The sequence below is a fragment of the Pseudomonas entomophila L48 genome (assembly GCF_000026105.1).
Classification (GTDB): Bacteria; Pseudomonadota; Gammaproteobacteria; order Pseudomonadales; family Pseudomonadaceae; genus Aquipseudomonas; species Aquipseudomonas entomophila.
In genome coordinates, this window is the sequence record NC_008027.1 from 1,679,785 (window position 1) to 1,694,974 (window position 15,190).

At 63.2% G+C, this 15,190-nt stretch carries 17 protein-coding genes; 15 read left to right on the forward strand and 2 right to left on the reverse strand.

Annotation, left to right across the window (positions count from 1 at the left end; translation table 11 throughout):
- Positions 1-265: 265 nt before the first annotated feature.
- From rluC to PSEEN_RS07495, 3 genes are read left to right on the forward strand one after another with little or no spacing between them, the layout of a single operon-like run.
- Complete coding sequence (gene rluC / locus PSEEN_RS07485; protein WP_011532879.1) at positions 266-1,222, forward strand: 23S rRNA pseudouridine(955/2504/2580) synthase RluC; 957 nt, start codon at positions 266-268, stop codon at positions 1,220-1,222.
- A 5-nt stretch (positions 1,223-1,227) separates the two neighbouring features.
- Positions 1,228-1,908: an HAD family hydrolase gene (locus PSEEN_RS07490; RefSeq protein WP_011532880.1), complete on the forward strand. Its 681-nt coding sequence runs from the start codon at positions 1,228-1,230 to the stop codon at positions 1,906-1,908.
- Positions 1,909-1,910: 2 nt separating this feature from the next.
- Positions 1,911-2,894 carry a S49 family peptidase gene (locus tag PSEEN_RS07495; RefSeq protein ID WP_011532881.1) on the forward strand — a complete coding sequence of 328 codons (984 nt, stop codon included), beginning with the start codon at positions 1,911-1,913 and terminating at the stop codon, positions 2,892-2,894.
- A 60-nt stretch (positions 2,895-2,954) separates the two neighbouring features.
- Here PSEEN_RS07495 and PSEEN_RS07500 read toward each other — a convergent pair whose 3' ends face one another.
- On the reverse strand, positions 2,955-3,533 hold the full coding sequence (locus tag PSEEN_RS07500) for a Maf family protein (protein ID WP_011532882.1): 579 nt from the start codon (positions 3,531-3,533) through the stop codon (positions 2,955-2,957).
- Between the two features lie 95 nt (positions 3,534-3,628).
- On the opposite strand from PSEEN_RS07500, the gene PSEEN_RS26000 reads away from it, so the two are divergent.
- From PSEEN_RS26000 to PSEEN_RS07560, 12 genes are all read left to right on the forward strand, one after another.
- The gene (locus PSEEN_RS26000; protein WP_011532883.1) at positions 3,629-4,156 is read left to right on the forward strand and encodes a YceD family protein; all 528 of its coding nucleotides are present in this window, start codon (positions 3,629-3,631) and stop codon (positions 4,154-4,156) included.
- A gap of 13 nt (positions 4,157-4,169) precedes the next feature.
- Complete coding sequence (rpmF, locus tag PSEEN_RS07510) at positions 4,170-4,352, forward strand: 50S ribosomal protein L32 (protein ID WP_010223221.1); 183 nt, start codon at positions 4,170-4,172, stop codon at positions 4,350-4,352.
- Positions 4,353-4,355: 3 nt separating this feature from the next.
- On the forward strand, positions 4,356-5,366 hold the full coding sequence (gene plsX, locus PSEEN_RS07515; protein WP_011532884.1) for a phosphate acyltransferase PlsX: 1,011 nt from the start codon (positions 4,356-4,358) through the stop codon (positions 5,364-5,366).
- A gap of 216 nt (positions 5,367-5,582) precedes the next feature.
- Positions 5,583-6,521: an ACP S-malonyltransferase gene (gene fabD / locus PSEEN_RS07520; protein WP_011532885.1), complete on the forward strand. Its 939-nt coding sequence runs from the start codon at positions 5,583-5,585 to the stop codon at positions 6,519-6,521.
- Between the two features lie 16 nt (positions 6,522-6,537).
- A complete protein-coding gene (gene fabG / locus PSEEN_RS07525) occupies positions 6,538-7,278 on the forward strand; it encodes a 3-oxoacyl-ACP reductase FabG (protein ID WP_011532886.1) in 741 nt (246 codons plus the stop codon).
- A 204-nt stretch (positions 7,279-7,482) separates the two neighbouring features.
- A complete protein-coding gene (gene acpP, locus PSEEN_RS07530; RefSeq protein WP_011532887.1) occupies positions 7,483-7,719 on the forward strand; it encodes an acyl carrier protein in 237 nt (78 codons plus the stop codon).
- Between the two features lie 153 nt (positions 7,720-7,872).
- Entirely contained in the window at positions 7,873-9,117 is a 1,245-nt protein-coding gene (fabF, locus tag PSEEN_RS07535; protein WP_011532888.1) for a beta-ketoacyl-ACP synthase II, read from the forward strand.
- Entirely contained in the window at positions 9,117-9,932 is an 816-nt protein-coding gene (gene pabC / locus PSEEN_RS07540) for an aminodeoxychorismate lyase (RefSeq protein ID WP_011532889.1), read from the forward strand. Before fabF ends, pabC begins: the two co-directional genes overlap by 1 nt.
- Before the next feature lie 3 nt (positions 9,933-9,935).
- Positions 9,936-11,108: an endolytic transglycosylase MltG gene (mltG, locus tag PSEEN_RS07545; RefSeq protein ID WP_044487847.1), complete on the forward strand. Its 1,173-nt coding sequence runs from the start codon at positions 9,936-9,938 to the stop codon at positions 11,106-11,108.
- Between the two features lie 9 nt (positions 11,109-11,117).
- Positions 11,118-11,750 (forward strand): dTMP kinase, encoded by a 633-nt coding sequence (gene tmk, locus PSEEN_RS07550; protein WP_011532891.1) that lies wholly within the window; start codon positions 11,118-11,120, stop codon positions 11,748-11,750.
- Positions 11,743-12,729, forward strand: a complete 987-nt coding sequence (locus PSEEN_RS07555; protein ID WP_011532892.1) for a DNA polymerase III subunit delta' — start codon at positions 11,743-11,745, stop codon at positions 12,727-12,729. The genes tmk and PSEEN_RS07555 overlap by 8 nt, the downstream gene beginning before the upstream one ends.
- 32 nt (positions 12,730-12,761) lie before the next feature.
- Positions 12,762-13,544, forward strand: a complete 783-nt coding sequence (locus tag PSEEN_RS07560; RefSeq protein ID WP_011532893.1) for a TatD family hydrolase — start codon at positions 12,762-12,764, stop codon at positions 13,542-13,544.
- 502 nt (positions 13,545-14,046) lie between these two features.
- On the opposite strand, the gene PSEEN_RS07565 is transcribed toward PSEEN_RS07560, so the two are convergent.
- Positions 14,047-15,180, reverse strand: a complete 1,134-nt coding sequence (locus PSEEN_RS07565; RefSeq protein WP_011532894.1) for an aminotransferase class V-fold PLP-dependent enzyme — start codon at positions 15,178-15,180, stop codon at positions 14,047-14,049.
- Positions 15,181-15,190 lie beyond the last annotated feature (10 nt).

Below are 15,190 nucleotides of genomic sequence, written 5' to 3' on the forward strand. Positions count from 1 at the left end.
TACGGCGAAAAAGAAGCGGGTAAGCAGGTGAAACACCGCACTTGTCGTTTTTTTTCGGTCTTCTCTACACAGCGCTGGTGGCGATTCCAGGCAATTCGTTAAACTGGCGAACGCGCCGTAGGACGGCCTCGCGTCCTCGGGAACTGCGATGGTCAGGGCCGGCGAAGAGCCTGGTGCCGCTGGCCTGCCGCTTTTGGCGGCGTTCGCGACTATAGCAGCAATGATTAAGTGCTTCAATTCCATAAAAAATTGTTATGATCCCGCCATGACGACCAATACCCCTCCGACTTCCGGCGTTCAGCTGATCGAAGTCGCGCCGGAGCTTGCCGGCCAACGCATCGACAATTTCCTCATCACGGCCCTCAAGGGCGTGCCCAAGACGCTGGTCTACCGCATCCTGCGCAAGGGTGAGGTTCGGGTCAACAAGGGCCGGATCAAGCCTGAGTACAAGCTCCAGGCGGGAGATATCGTGCGAGTGCCGCCCGTCCGCCTGCCCGAGCGCGACGAGCCGGCGCCGGTGGCCCAAGGGCTGCTGCAGCGCCTGGAAGCCGCGATTGTCTACGAGGACAAGGCGTTGATCGTGATGAACAAGCCGGCCGGCATCGCCGTGCACGGTGGCAGCGGCCTGAGCTTTGGTGTGATCGAGGCGCTGCGCCAGCTACGCCCGGACGCGAAAGAGCTGGAGCTGGTGCACCGCCTGGACCGCGACACCTCGGGCCTGCTGATGATCGCCAAGAAGCGCAGCATGTTGCGCCACCTGCATGCCGCGCTGCGTGGCGATGGTGTCGACAAGCGCTACATGGCGCTGGTGCGTGGGCACTGGCCAACCTCGAAGAAGCAAGTCAATGCGCCGTTGCAAAAGAGCAATCTGCGTTCTGGCGAGCGCATGGTCGAGGTGAATGACGAAGGCAAGGAGGCGCTGACGATGTTCCGTGTGCTGCGCCGCTTCGGTGAGTTCGCCACCATTGTCGAGGCGCGCCCGATCACCGGTCGCACCCACCAGATCCGTGTGCATACGTTGCATGCCGGGCACATGATTGCTGGCGACAGCAAGTATGGCGACGAAGACTTCAGTCGTGAAATCCGCGAGCTGGGTGGCAAGCGCCTGTTCCTGCACGCCTACCAGCTCACCGTGCCGCTGCCTGATGGCGGCGAGCTCAAGCTCGAGGCGCCGGTCGACGAGGTATGGGCCAAGACCGTGGAGCGCCTGAGCGCGACCTGACTCGGATGAAAAAACACTACGAACTGCTGATCTTCGATTGGGACGGTACCCTGGCCGACTCCATTGGGCGCATTGTCGAGGCCATGAACCTGGCCGCGGCGCGCGCCGGCGAAGCGCCGAGCAGTGACGAGGCGATCAAGGGCATCATAGGGTTGGCGTTGGCGGAGGCGATCTCCACGCTTTACCCGCATCTTGATTCGCGGCAGGTCGAAACCTTCCGCCAGCACTACGCCGATGTCTACATGGCGCTGGATCAGCAGCCTTCGCCGCTGTTCGATGGCGTCGTCGAGTCGCTGGAGGCCTTTCGTCGCGAGGGGTATCGTCTGGCGGTCGCCACTGGCAAGGCGCGCCGTGGGCTGGATCGAGTGCTCAAGGCCAATGGCTGGGAAGGCTACTTCGACATCACCCGCGCCGCCGACGAAACACGGGGTAAGCCGCATCCGCTGATGCTCGAGGAAATTCTCGCCCATTGCCGGGTCGAACCCGGGCAGGCATTGATGGTCGGAGATTCGGCATTCGATCTGCTGATGGCCAGCAACGCCGGCATGCACTCGGTGGCGGTCGGTTACGGGGCCATGCCCCTGCAGGCCCTGGCTGAGTTCGGGCCGCAAGTGTGCATCGAGCATTTTTCCCAGTTGCGTGAATGGCTGGCTGGCCGCGCGCATTCCAATTTCCAAGGTAGGTAAGCATGACGGACGAATGGAAGGCTCCTGAGCCTGAAGATGGCGAAGATCGTAAGAGTTGGAAGCTGCTGGAGAAGACGCTTTTGGCGGGTGTCCAGGAGCAGCGTCGGGCGCGGCGTTGGGGCATCTTTTTCAAGCTGCTGACCTTCGTCTATCTGTTTGGCATGCTGGCCTTGTTCACGCCGTTGATGGATGTGGACAAGGCCGCTTCGCGTAGTGGCAGCCACACGGCGTTGGTCGAGGTGCGTGGTGTGATCGCCGACCAGGAGCCGGCCAGCGCCGACAATATCGTCAAGAGCCTGCGCGAGGCGTTCAAGGACTCGAAGACCAAGGCTGTGGTGATGCGTATCAATAGCCCGGGTGGCAGTCCGGTGCAGGCGGGCTACGTCTATGACGAAATCCGTCGTCTGCGTGGCGAGTATCCGGCTATCAAGCTGTATGCGGTGATCACTGATCTCGGGGCGTCCGGTGCCTATTACATTGCCAGTGCTGCCGACGAGATCTATGCCGACAAGGCGAGCCTGGTCGGGTCTATCGGTGTGACCGCCGCCGGTTACGGCTTCGTCGGCGCCATGGGCAAGCTGGGTGTGGAGCGTCGCACCTACACCGCTGGCGAACACAAGGCTTTCCTCGACCCGTTCTCACCGCAAAAGCCTGAAGAGACAGCGTTCTGGCAGGGGGTGCTGGATACCACGCATCGCCAGTTCATCGCCGTGGTCAAGCAGGGGCGGGGAGAGCGCCTGAAGGACAAGGAGCACCCGGAGCTGTTCAGTGGCCTGATCTGGTCGGGCGAGCAGGCCAAGGAGCTTGGCCTGGTGGATGGGCTGGGTAGTGCCAGCTACGTTGCCCGCGAGATCGTGGGCGAGAAGGAGTTGGTCGACTTCACTGTTCAGGAGTCGCCTTTCGATCGATTCTCCAAGCGCTTGGGGGCCAGCGTTGCTGAGCGCCTGTCAATGTACATGGGCTTCCAGGGGCCTTCCCTGCGTTGATTGCTGTTCGCCGACAAGCCGGCTCCTGCCGGTAGGAGCCGGCTTGTCGGCGAACAAGTCTCAAGGTGCCTGCACACCTTCCTTGTGCAGCATGTCCACCAATCGAATCAGTGGCAGTCCGATCAGGCTCGTGGCATCGCAGCCATGGGTGCTCTGGAACAGGCTTACCCCCAATCCCTCTGCCTTGAAGCTCCCGGCACAGTCGAGCGGCTGTTCGGCTGTCACGTAGCGCTCCACTTGTTCCCTGCTCAATTCGCGCAATGTCACGGTAAACGGCACGCAATCGACCTGGCATTGCCCGGTGGCGGTGTTGAGCAGCGTCAGGCCGGTGAGAAAGGTGACGTGCTGTCCACTGGCAGCCAGTAGTTGTTCGCAGGCGCGTTCGAAGGTGTGTGGCTTGCCGAGGATCTGTTCGCCCAGGACCGCGACCTGGTCGGAACCGATGATCAGGTGGTCGGGGTGGCTGCCAGCCAGTGCCTCGGCTTTTTGTCGTGCCAGGCGCCGCACCAGCTCGACGGCGGGTTCGTCATCCTGGCGCCGTTCGTCTAGGTCGGGGCTTGCCCAGGTAAAAGGCAGGCGCAGGCGGGCGAGCAGTTCGCGGCGGTAGGGGGAGCTGGAAGCCAGTAACAAGGGAAGCATGGTAGACTCCTGGTCAATTACCCCGAATTCTAACATGTGTGATGTGCCGAATTTCCTTTGACAGGGAGGGGGTGCATCCCTAGAATGCTGCGCCTATGTTGAATGACCAGATTCCATCTCACGTTGACCCGCGCAAATTGGCTGATCGTGGTGTAACCCTCGAGGGTTCGCTGCAACTCGCTGATTTGGAAAGACTCTGCGACCCGCTTTCCGACACTGTCGGTACGGTGCAGGCGAAGTTCGATTTTGAGCGAGACGAGCAGCACGTTGTGGTTATCCACAGCGAGCTTGATGTCGCGGTCAAAATGGTTTGCCAGCGTTGTCTTGAGCTGGTCACCCTTCCCGTCCACAGCGAATGTACATACGCCGTGGTGAAGGAGGGTGCAAATACCCAGTCGTTGCCGAAAGGCTATGACGTGCTGGAACTGGGCGAAGATCCTTTGGATCTGCAGGCGCTGATCGAGGAAGAGCTGCTGCTCGCTCTCCCCATCGTACCTGCTCATCATCCGGAAGAATGCCAGCAGCCGGCGGGCGCAGATGAGCCCGAGCCGAGCAAGGACGAGGTATCGCGGTCCAACCCGTTCAGTGTTTTGGCGCAGTTAAAGCGTGACCCAAACGTTTAGGAGTTAATCAATTATGGCTGTTCAGCAGAACAAAAAATCCCGCTCTGCCCGTGACATGCGCCGTTCCCACGACGCCCTGTCGGAAAACGCGCTGTCGGTAGAAAAAACCACCGGTGAAGTACACCTGCGTCACCACGTTTCGCCAGAAGGCGTATACCGTGGTCGCAAAGTGATCGACAAGGGCGCTGACGAGTAATCCTTGTCCGCTCAGATCATCGCGATCGACGCAATGGGCGGGGACTTCGGTCCCCGCAACATTGTCCAGGCTAGCATTGCCTGCCTTTCGGCTACTCCCTCGCTGCACCTGACCCTCGTCGGTCAACCCTCCCTCCTTGAAGATCTTGTCAGTGGCCAATCGGCTGCGGATCGCGCGCGCCTGCAAATTGTTGCGGCCAGTGAGGTGATCGGCATGGATGAGCGGCCGTCGCAAGCGTTGCGGGGCAAGCCTGACTCGTCGATGCGCGTCGCCCTCGAGCTGGTCCGTGACGGCAAGGCCCAGGCTTGTGTGAGTGCTGGCAATACCGGCGCGCTCATGGCTCTTTCGCGCCTGGTGCTCAAGACCTTGCCGGGTATCGACCGGCCGGCGATGGTCGCGGCCATTCCCACTCAGGCGGGCTACTGCCAGTTGCTCGATCTTGGGGCTAATGTCGATTGCAGTGCCGAGAACCTCTACCAGTTTGCCGTGATGGGCTCGGTGGCCGCCCAGGCCTTGGGGGTCCATCGGCCGCGGGTGGCGCTGCTCAATATTGGCACCGAGGACATCAAGGGCAACCAGCAGGTCAAGCTCGCCGCCAGTCTTTTGCAGAATGCCCGGGGCCTCAACTACATCGGTTTCGTCGAGGGTGATGGCTTGTATCGGGGTGAGGCTGACGTGGTGGTCTGCGATGGCTTCGTCGGCAATATCCTGCTCAAGTCCAGTGAGGGCCTGGCTACCATGATCGGGGCGCGTATCGAGACGTTGTTCCGTGGTGGTCTGTTGGCGCGCGCCGCAGGCGCCATGGCTATGCCGCTGCTCAGGCGCCTGCAGGCCGACCTGGCGCCGGCGCGACATAATGGCGCAAGCTTCCTCGGCTTGCAGGGAATCGTCATCAAGAGTCATGGTTCGGCGGGTGTTCAAGGCTTGCAGAGTGCCATCCAGCGGGCCCTGATCGAGATTCAGGAGAACCTGCCGCAACGTTTGCACGGGCGGCTCGAAGACCTGCTGCCTTGACGCCTGTGGCGGCCTCATCGCGGATGAATCCGCTCCTACGGGGGCGTGTAGGAGCGGACTCATCCGCGATGAGGCCGGCAAGACCTTAGGCATATCGCCCGTGAAGTGCTTAAATGTGACCGCTTGGTCTGTCGCTCCATCCAAGCATTCAGATTGCGCGCCCGGCCCAAGGCCCGGCGCACCCCATTCGACGACAAGATCATAAGGGCTTGTTCAATGTCTGCATCCCTCGCATTCGTCTTTCCCGGTCAAGGTTCCCAGTCGCTGGGCATGCTCGCCGAGCTCGGCGCTGAAAAGCCGGTAATCGTCGAGACCTTCAAGGAGGCTTCCGAGGCTCTGGGCTACGACCTGTGGAAACTGGTCCAGGAAGGTCCGGAAGAACAACTCAACCAAACCGACAAGACCCAGCCGGCCATCCTCACTGCCTCCATCGCCCTGTGGCGCCTGTGGCTGGAAGAGGGTGGCGCACAGCCGGCCTTCGTCGCTGGTCACAGCCTGGGTGAATACAGCGCCTTGGTCGCCGCTGGCAGCCTGTCGCTCAAGGACGCCGTTCGCCTGGTCGAGCGTCGTGGTCAGCTGATGCAGGAAGCCGTGCCGGCCGGTCATGGCGCGATGGCTGCGATCCTGGGCCTGGACGACGCCGATGTGGTCGCCATTTGCGCTGAAGCTGCCGAAGACGCAGTGGTCAGCGCGGTGAACTTCAACTCGCCTGGCCAGGTGGTCATTGCCGGTAACAAGGCCGCGGTGGATCGCGCCATTGAACTGTGCAAGGCCAAGGGCGCCAAGCGCGCCCTGCCGCTGGCAGTCAGCGTGCCGTCGCACTGCGCCCTGATGAAGCCGGCCGCCGAGCGCTTCGCCGAGTTCGTCAGCGCCATCGACTGGAAGGCCCCGCAGATTCCGGTGGTGCAAAACGTTACCGCTGCCATCGCCGCCGACCTCGATGCGCTCAAGCAGGATCTGCTGGCGCAGCTGTACCAGCCGGTACGCTGGGTGGAATGCGTGCAGACCCTGGCCGCCAACGGTGCTGTCAACCTGGTCGAGTGTGGCCCAGGCAAGGTCCTGGCTGGCCTGAACAAGCGTTGCGCTGATGGCGTGACCACCTACAACCTCAATACCCCTGACGCCGTCGCCGCCACTCGCGCGGCGCTGGCCTGAATCTGGAGACGCTTGCATGAGCCTGCAAGGTAAAGTTGCACTGGTTACCGGCGCCAGCCGTGGCATCGGCCAGGCCATCGCCCTCGAACTCGGCCGCCAGGGCGCGACCGTGATCGGTACCGCCACTTCGGCGTCCGGCGCCGAGCGTATCGCCGCCACCTTGAAAGAGCACGGCATCACCGGTACCGGTATGGAGCTGAACGTGACTAGCGCCGAGTCCGTCGACGCCGTGCTGAGCGCCATCGGTGAGCAGTTCGGCGCGCCGGCCATCCTGGTCAATAACGCGGGTATCACTCGCGACAATCTCATGCTGCGCATGAAGGATGACGAGTGGTTCGACGTGATCGACACCAACCTCAACAGCCTCTACCGTCTGTCCAAGGGCGTGTTGCGCGGCATGACCAAGGCCCGTTGGGGTCGTATCATCAGCATCGGTTCGGTGGTGGGTGCCATGGGCAACGCCGGCCAGGCCAACTATGCCGCCGCCAAGGCCGGCCTGGAGGGCTTCAGCCGCGCCCTGGCCCGTGAAGTGGGTTCGCGCAATATCACCGTCAACTCGGTGACGCCGGGCTTCATCGACACCGACATGACCCGCGAGCTGCCAGAAGCGCAGCGCGAGGCCCTGCAAAAAGAAATTCCGCTGGGCCGTCTGGGCCAGGCCGAGGAAATCGCGAAGGTGGTATCCTTCCTGGCGTCCGAAGGCGCAGCCTACGTCACCGGCGCAACCGTGCCGGTGAATGGCGGGATGTACATGTAATATCCGCAACTCAATGTGACGGATTGCTTCAAAAAAGAGTCATACTCGAAGCCTAAAATCCGTTATAAAGCTGCAACCAGATTCCGGACAGCGGGCCGGGCGACTTGGTGGAAGGCGCGTCAAGCTTGAAAAGCAGGCGTCTTCCTATAAACTTGGTCACCGGCCAGCTGCCTGACATATGTCCATTAGGAGTGAAAACTAGGTATGAGCACCATCGAAGAACGCGTCAAGAAAATCGTCGCCGAGCAACTGGGCGTGAAGGAAGAGGAAGTCAAGAACGAATCTTCCTTCGTCGATGACCTGGGTGCCGACTCGCTTGACACCGTTGAGCTGGTGATGGCTCTGGAAGAGGAATTCGAGACCGAAATCCCTGACGAAGAAGCCGAGAAGATCACTACCGTTCAAGCTGCCATCGACTACGTCAACGCTCACCAGGGCTAAGACGCTGTAGTCGACGCATCTTGTCGAGAAAAACCGCACTGCCTTTGCTGGCGTGCGGTTTTTTCTTTGCGAGAATCGGGGTTTGCTGCCATTCCATTCGCCATGGCAAGTGCACTGGCAAGAGACTCTGTTATTTGAAAAGAGGAGAGTACTGTGTCGCGTAGACGCGTCGTGGTCACCGGTATGGGTATGCTGTCGCCACTGGGTACCGATGTACCAAGCACCTGGCAAGGCATTCTGGCTGGCCGCAGTGGCATCGGTCCGATCGAGCATACGGACCTGTCTGCCTACTCCACCCGTTTTGGCGGCTCGGTGAAAGGCTTCGAGGTCGAGCAATACCTGTCGGCCAAAGAGGCCCGCAAGCTCGATCTGTTCATTCAGTACGGCCTGGCGGCCGGTTTCCAGGCGGTACGCAATGCCGGCCTGGAAGTCACCGACGCCAACCGCGAGCGCATCGGCGTGGCCATGGGCTCGGGGATCGGCGGCCTGACGAACATCGAAGAGACCAGCCGTACCCTGCATGAGCAAGGTCCGCGGCGGATCTCGCCGTTCTTCGTACCGGGCTCGATCATCAACATGATCTCCGGTTTCCTGTCGATCCACCTGGGGTTGCAGGGGCCGAACTACGCCATCGCCACCGCGTGCACCACCGGCACCCACTGCATCGGCATGGCCGCGCGCAACATCGCCTACGGCGAAGCGGACGTGATGATCGCCGGTGGCGCCGAGATGGCTGCCTGCGGCCTGGGCATGGGCGGTTTCGGCGCATCCCGTGCGTTGTCGACCCGCAATGACGAACCGGCCCGCGCCAGCCGCCCGTGGGACAAGGGGCGTGACGGTTTCGTGCTGTCCGACGGTGCCGGTGCCCTGGTGCTCGAAGAGCTGGAGCACGCCAAGGCCCGTGGCGCGACCATCTATGCGGAACTGGTCGGTTTCGGCATGAGCGGTGATGCCTACCACATGACCTCGCCACCCGACTCCGGCGAAGGCGCCGCCCGCTGCATGGCCAACGCCTTGCGCGATGCCGGTATCAAGCCGGAGGAAGTCAGCTACATCAACGCCCACGGCACCTCGACGCCTGCAGGCGACGTGGCCGAAGTGGCGGCGATCAAGCGTGTGTTCGGCGAGCATGCCTACAAGCTGGCGGTCAGTTCGACCAAGTCGATGACCGGTCACCTGCTGGGTGCCGCCGGTGCGGTGGAGGCGATCTTCAGCGTACTGGCCATCAACAGCCAGATGGCGCCGCCCACCATCAACCTGGATGAACCGGACGAAGGTTGCGACCTGGACTTCGTGCCGCACCAGGCACGCAGCATGCCGATCGATGTGGTGCTGTCCAACTCCTTCGGCTTTGGCGGAACCAACGGTTCGCTGGTGTTCCGCCGGTTCGCCGACTGATGCACAGCTGGATCGACGGCCAGCCAGCGACTGCGGTCAACCTGCAGAACCGTGGGCTGGCCTACGGCGATGGTCTGTTCGAGACCATCGCCGTGCGCGGCGGTAGGCCCAGCCTGCTGGCGCAACACCTCGACCGCCTGGCGCTGGGTTGCCAGCGTCTGGCGATCGGCGTGGACCTGGCTGTGGTGCGTGACGAGCTGCTGCGCTACGCCGGTCAGCTGGGGGAGGGGGTGGCCAAGCTCATCCTGACCCGCGGCGACAGCCAGCGCGGCTATGCCCCGGCCGCCGGCGTGCCTGCCCGGCGCATACTTCAGGGCAGTCCCTTGCCCACTTATCCACAAGGCAACGCCGATTCAGGCATTTGCCTGTTCCCTTGCCAGACCCGTCTTGCGGAACAACCGCTGCTGGCCGGCCTCAAACACCTCAATCGCCTTGAGCAGGTCCTGGCCCGCGCCGAGTGGCAGGACAGCACCTATGCCGAAGGGTTGATGCGCGATGTTCAGGGGCGGCTGATCGAAGGCGTGTACAGCAACCTGTTCCTGGTGCGTGATGGCGTGCTGCTGACCGCTGACCTCGGTCGTTGCGGCGTGGCCGGGGTGATGCGTGCTGTGTTGCTTGAGCAAGCTGTGCTGCTGGGTATCCCGGTAGTCGTGCGCGACCTGGCCCTGGAAGACCTGCAGCAGGCCGACGAAGTGTTTGTCTGCAACAGCGTCTACGGTGTCTGGCCGGTGCGTGAATTCACAGCGCTGAACTGGCCGGCGGGGCCGCTCACCCTTAAACTGCAGGCCGTTGCCCGTACGTTACTGGATACCTGATTAGTGAGACGCAAATTCCTGCTGCTGCTGGAGATGAGCCTGATCCTCGCCGGCCTGGCCTTTGGCTGGGCCGCCTGGAAGGTTGGCTCGGTGCTGGAGCAGCCCCTGCAAGTGGAGCAGGAACGCCTGCTCGAAGTGCCCAGTGGCACCACACCCAACCGCATGTTCTATCGCATGCAGTCCGAAGGCCTGCTCGACGACGCGGTGTGGCTGCGCCTGTACTGGCGCTTCAATATGGCCGGCACGGCGTTGCATACGGGTGAATACCGGTTGAACCCCGGCATGACGGTGGGGCAGTTGTTCGATGCCTGGCAGCGTGGCGATGTGGTGCAGTACAACCTGACCCTGGTCGAAGGCTGGACCTTCCGCCAGGTGCGCGCCGCAGTGGCCAGGCACGAAAAAATCAAGCACACCCTGGACGGCCTGTCCGACGTCGAGGTGATGGACAAGCTGGGGCACACGGGAGTGTTCCCCGAAGGCCGGTTCTTCCCCGACACCTACCGCTTCGTGCGTGGCATGAGCGATGTCGAACTGCTGCAGCAGGCATACATGCGCCTGGACGAAGTGCTGGCCAAGGAGTGGGCTGAGCGCACCACCGACCTGCCGTACCGTGACCCCTACCAGGCGCTGATCATGGCCTCGCTGGTGGAGAAGGAGACCGGTATTCCCCAGGAGCGCGGGCAGATTGCCGGCGTGTTCGTGCGCCGCATGCGCCTGGGCATGATGCTGCAGACCGACCCGACGGTGATCTACGGCATGGGCGAACGCTACAACGGCAAGATCACCCGTGCCGACCTGCGCGAGCCGACCCCTTACAACACTTACACCATGACCGGGCTGCCTCCGACGCCGATCGCCATGGTCGGCCGCGAGGCCATCCATGCCGCACTGAACCCGAGCGACGGCAGCAGCCTGTATTTCGTCGCACGTGGCGACGGCAGTCATGTGTTCTCCGACGATCTGGATGACCACAACAGCGCGGTGCGCGAGTTCCAGCTCAAGCGCCGTGCCGATTACCGCTCCAGCCCGGCGCCGCAAGGGCAGCCGCCCGCCAGCGAGTCGACGGCGCCCGGCGATACCGAGCCAGAGGGCGTGGAGCCGGCGCCCGCGAGCGAACCCGCAGCCCCTGCCGATCAATCCGTGCCAGCCGATACGCCGGCACCCGACAAACAGTAAGGAACGCCCGTGAGCGGTTTGTTTATCACCCTGGAAGGCCCCGAAGGCGCGGGCAAGAGTACCAATCGCGAATACCTGGCGGCGCGCTTGCGCGAGCAGGGTGTTGATGTGGTCATGACTCGCGAGCCCGGGGGCACGCCGCTGGCCGAGCGTATCCGCGAACTGCTGCTGGCACCCAGCGAAGAAGCCATGGCGGTCGACACCGAACTGCTGTTGATGTTCGCGGCCCGCGCCCAGCACCTGGCGCAGGTCATACGCCCGGCCCTGGCGCGTGGCGCCGTGGTGCTGTGCGACCGCTTTACCGACGCCACCTACGCCTACCAGGGTGGGGGGCGTGGCTTGTCGGTGGAACGTATCGCCATCCTCGAATCCTTTGTCCAGGGCGAGTTGCGCCCGGACCTGACCCTGGTGTTCGACTTGCCAGTGGAAGTCGGCCTGGCTCGTGCCGCGGCCCGCGGTCGCCTCGACCGTTTCGAGCAGGAAGGCCAGGCCTTCTTCGAAGCGGTGCGCCAGGCCTACCTGCAGCGTGCCGGCCAACAGCCGCAACGCTACAGCCTGTTGGACGCCGCGCAGCCGCTGGCGGCTGTTCAGCGTGCCATCGACGCACTGCTGCCGGGTATCCTGGAGCGCTGCCGTGGTTGAAGCCTACCCCTGGCAGCAGGCGCTCTGGCAGCAGTTGGCCGGCCGTGCTCAGCACGCCCATGCCTACCTGCTGCATGGGCCCCAGGGCATCGGCAAGCGCGCCCTCGCTGAACGGCTGATGGCGCGTCTGTTGTGCCAGCAGCCACAAGGGCTGGATGCCTGTGGGCAATGCAAGGCGTGCCTGTTGCTCAAGGCGGGCAGCCACCCGGACAATTTCGTGCTGGAGCCCGAAGAGGCCGACAAGCCGATCAAGATCGACCAGGTGCGCGAGCTGGTTTCGTTCGTGGTCCAGACTGCCCAGCAAGGCGGGCGCAAGGTGGTGCTGATCGAGCCGGTCGAGGCGATGAACATCAACGCCTCCAACGCCTTGCTAAAGAGTCTTGAGGAGCCCTCGGGCGATACCGTGCTGCTGCTGGTCAGCCATCAACCCAGCCGGTTGCTGCCGACCATCAAGAGCCGCTGCCAGCAGGTTGCCTGCCCTCAACCCAGCCTGGCCCAGAGCCGCGCCTGGTTGGCCGGCACCCTGGCCGACAACGGCGAGGAGGAACGCGAGGAACTGCTCACCCTCGCCGCCGGCTCGCCGCTGATGGCGGTCAGCTTGCAGGCGCAAGGCGTGCGTGAACAGCGCGCACTGGTCACCGAGGGGGTGAAGAAGCTGCTCAAGCAGCAGCAATCCCCCAGCCAGTTGGCCGAGGCCTGGAATACAGTGCCCTTGCTGCTGCTGTTCGATTGGTTCTGCGACTGGTCGCACCTGATCCTGCGCTACCAATTGACCCAGGATGAAGAAGGATTAGGCTTGGCTGACATGCGCAAGGTGCTGCAATACCTGGCGCAGAAGAGCCGCCAGGCCAAGGTGCTGGAGATCCAGGCGTGGATCCTCGAGCAGCGCCAGAAAGTCCTGGGCAAGGCCAACCTCAACCGTGTACTGCTGCTCGAAGCCTTGCTCGCCCGCTGGGTGCAGCTGCCGGGCATGCGCTGACTCCAACGTTCAATTCATATGTGTCTGTTGCCATGCTCGTAGATTCCCATTGCCACCTCGACCGTCTTGACCTGAGCGCCCACCAGGGCTCCCTCGATGCCGCACTGCAAGCGGCGCGCGAGCGTGGGGTGGGGCATTTCCTGTGCATCGGCGTGAGCGCCGAGAACGCTGGCGCGGTGAAGGCGCTCAGTGAGCGCTATGCCGACGTGGACTGTTCGGTGGGCGTGCATCCGCTCGACCTGGCGCCGGGCGAGACGCCGGCCTTGGAGTGGCTGTTGCGCGAGCTCGCCCACCCGCATGTGGTGGCCATTGGCGAGACCGGGCTGGATTATCACTACGAGCCGGAGGCCGCCGAGTTGCAGCAGGCCTCGTTCCGCCTGCACCTGGAGGCCTCCCGCCAGACCGGCAAGCCGGTGATCGTGCACACCCGTGCGGCGCGCGCCGACACCCTGGCGCTGCTGCGCGAGGCGAACCTGCCCCAGGCCGGGGTACTGCACTGCTTCACCGAGGACTGGGACATGGCCAAGGCGGCGCTGGACCTGGGCTACTACATCTCGCTGTCGGGTATCGTCACCTTCCGCAATGCCGATGCATTGCGCGAGGTGGCCAGGCAGGTGCCGGTCGATCGCCTGCTGGTAGAGACCGACTCGCCGTACCTGGCGCCGATTCCGCACCGTGGCAAGCCGAACCTGCCGCAGTACGTGCGGGAAGTGGCCGAGTATGTGGCGTCGTTGCGCGGGGTGAGCTACGAACAGTTGGCCGAGCAGACCACCGGCAACTTCAAGCGCCTGTTCCCGTTGGCCCGAGTGGCTTGAGGTGGGGCGCTTGTGTATGGCTTGAAGCTGGAGTTGGTGTTGAGATCGAGCGCCGCCCGCGCGGCGCATCGCGGATGAATCCGCTCCTACACGTTTGTTTCGGGCCAGTTATGTTGGGCGCCGCCCCGCCGGGCTCATGCCATGCGCGAAGGCTGGCAACCATGGCCTCACAGGAGCGGCACGTTGCAACGAATGTAGGAGCGGATTTATCCGCGATGCGTCGCGCGGGCGGCGCTTGATCTGGAGCGCGCCAGAAAACGCTCGGCAAGCACCCGCGTCCCCTTCCCGGGCAAAAAAAACCCGGGTTCTGGGGGGGGAATCCGGGTTAAGACCATTAGGAGTAAAACAAAGGCACACGGTCCCTGGGCACCTTTATCAGCGCGCCACTTGGGGGGGATGCGCCGCGCCAACACTTCAAGTATTGGCCAGGATTGGCGCGCTGCCAGCGTGTGTTGATCGTTTTTTAAACAGATTTGGAATACGTCTTGATTCCATAACGCATTCATCGCATTGCAATATGGCGGACCTGACGCAATGCTTCGTCGATATGGTGTTGATCGGTGTAGAAGTGTGGGGAAAAACGCACGCCGGGGCCGCGTACCGCGCAGATCACCCCGTCAGCGCTCAGCGTTCGATAAATGTCGGCATTGGCGTGGCCTTCCAGGCTGAACGTTACGATGCCCGCCCGTCGTTCAGGGGCATTCGGGCTGTGCAGACGCACGCCGGGTAGGGTGGCCAGCCCCTGGTGCAATTGCTCCACCCTTAGCGCCAACTGTTCGGCGACCACACTCATGCCCACTTCCTCCAGCAGTGACAAGCTGGCCTCCAGTACACTGGCGCCTAGCATGTTCGGGCTGCCGGGTTCGAAGCGCCTGGCGCTGCGGGCCGGCTGCCAGTCGCGGCGCTCGAAATCGCCCAGGTGTTCGAGCATATGCCAGCCATAGGCGTTCAGCTTGAGCTGCTTGCGCAGTTCTCCTCGGCAGTAGAACACTGCCAGGCCCTCGGGGCCGAGCATCCACTTGTGGCCGTCGGCCATGGCGAAGTCGCACTGGTAGCGCTGCACATCGAAGGGCAGGGCACCGACTTGCTGGATAGCGTCCACGCAGAACAGCACGCCACGGCTGCGGCATCCCTCGCCGAGGCGCGCCAGGTCCAGGCGCAGGCCGCTGCCGAACTGCACGGCGCTGATTGCCAGCAAGCGTGCCTGGGGGCCGCAGGCGTTCAACAACGCGGCTTCGGGGTCTTCGCCGGCCAGGCTCACTTCCAGCACTTCGACGCCGCGCTCGGCCAGGGCCTGCCAGACCACGCGGTTGGAAGGAAACTCCTCGTCACTGATGATCACCTGGTCACCGGGCTGCCAATCCAGGCCGAAAGCAACCAGCGACAGGGCTTGGGAGGTGTTGCCAACCAGGGCGATGTCACCGGTGGTCGGGGCGTTGAGCAGGCGTGCCAGGCGCTCGCGCAAGCGCCGCTCGGTGGCGAGCCAGGCCGGATATTCACGGGCCCCCAGGTGTACGTTGTCGCGGGCGAAGCGTGCGACGGCCTCGCTGGCCCGGCGCGGCCACGGGGCGATGGCGGCGTGGTTCAGGTAACACAGGCCCGGTGCCTGGTCGAACTCATCAAGAAACATAGACATGGTTGGAAGA

Coding starts and splice junctions, on each gene's coding strand:
- PSEEN_RS07500 (WP_011532882.1), bottom strand. CDS start 3,533: ATGCTTCCCTTGTTACTGGCTTCCAGCTCCCCCTACCGCCGCGAACTG.
- PSEEN_RS07490 (WP_011532880.1), top strand. CDS start 1,228: ATGAAAAAACACTACGAACTGCTGATCTTCGATTGGGACGGTACCCTG.
- fabD (WP_011532885.1), top strand. CDS start 5,583: ATGTCTGCATCCCTCGCATTCGTCTTTCCCGGTCAAGGTTCCCAGTCG.
- PSEEN_RS26000 (WP_011532883.1), top strand. CDS start 3,629: ATGTTGAATGACCAGATTCCATCTCACGTTGACCCGCGCAAATTGGCT.
- PSEEN_RS07565 (WP_011532894.1), bottom strand. CDS start 15,180: ATGTCTATGTTTCTTGATGAGTTCGACCAGGCACCGGGCCTGTGTTAC.
- acpP (WP_011532887.1), top strand. CDS start 7,483: ATGAGCACCATCGAAGAACGCGTCAAGAAAATCGTCGCCGAGCAACTG.
- rpmF (WP_010223221.1), top strand. CDS start 4,170: ATGGCTGTTCAGCAGAACAAAAAATCCCGCTCTGCCCGTGACATGCGC.
- pabC (WP_011532889.1), top strand. CDS start 9,117: ATGCACAGCTGGATCGACGGCCAGCCAGCGACTGCGGTCAACCTGCAG.
- PSEEN_RS07495 (WP_011532881.1), top strand. CDS start 1,911: ATGACGGACGAATGGAAGGCTCCTGAGCCTGAAGATGGCGAAGATCGT.
- rluC (WP_011532879.1), top strand. CDS start 266: ATGACGACCAATACCCCTCCGACTTCCGGCGTTCAGCTGATCGAAGTC.
- PSEEN_RS07560 (WP_011532893.1), top strand. CDS start 12,762: ATGCTCGTAGATTCCCATTGCCACCTCGACCGTCTTGACCTGAGCGCC.
- fabG (WP_011532886.1), top strand. CDS start 6,538: ATGAGCCTGCAAGGTAAAGTTGCACTGGTTACCGGCGCCAGCCGTGGC.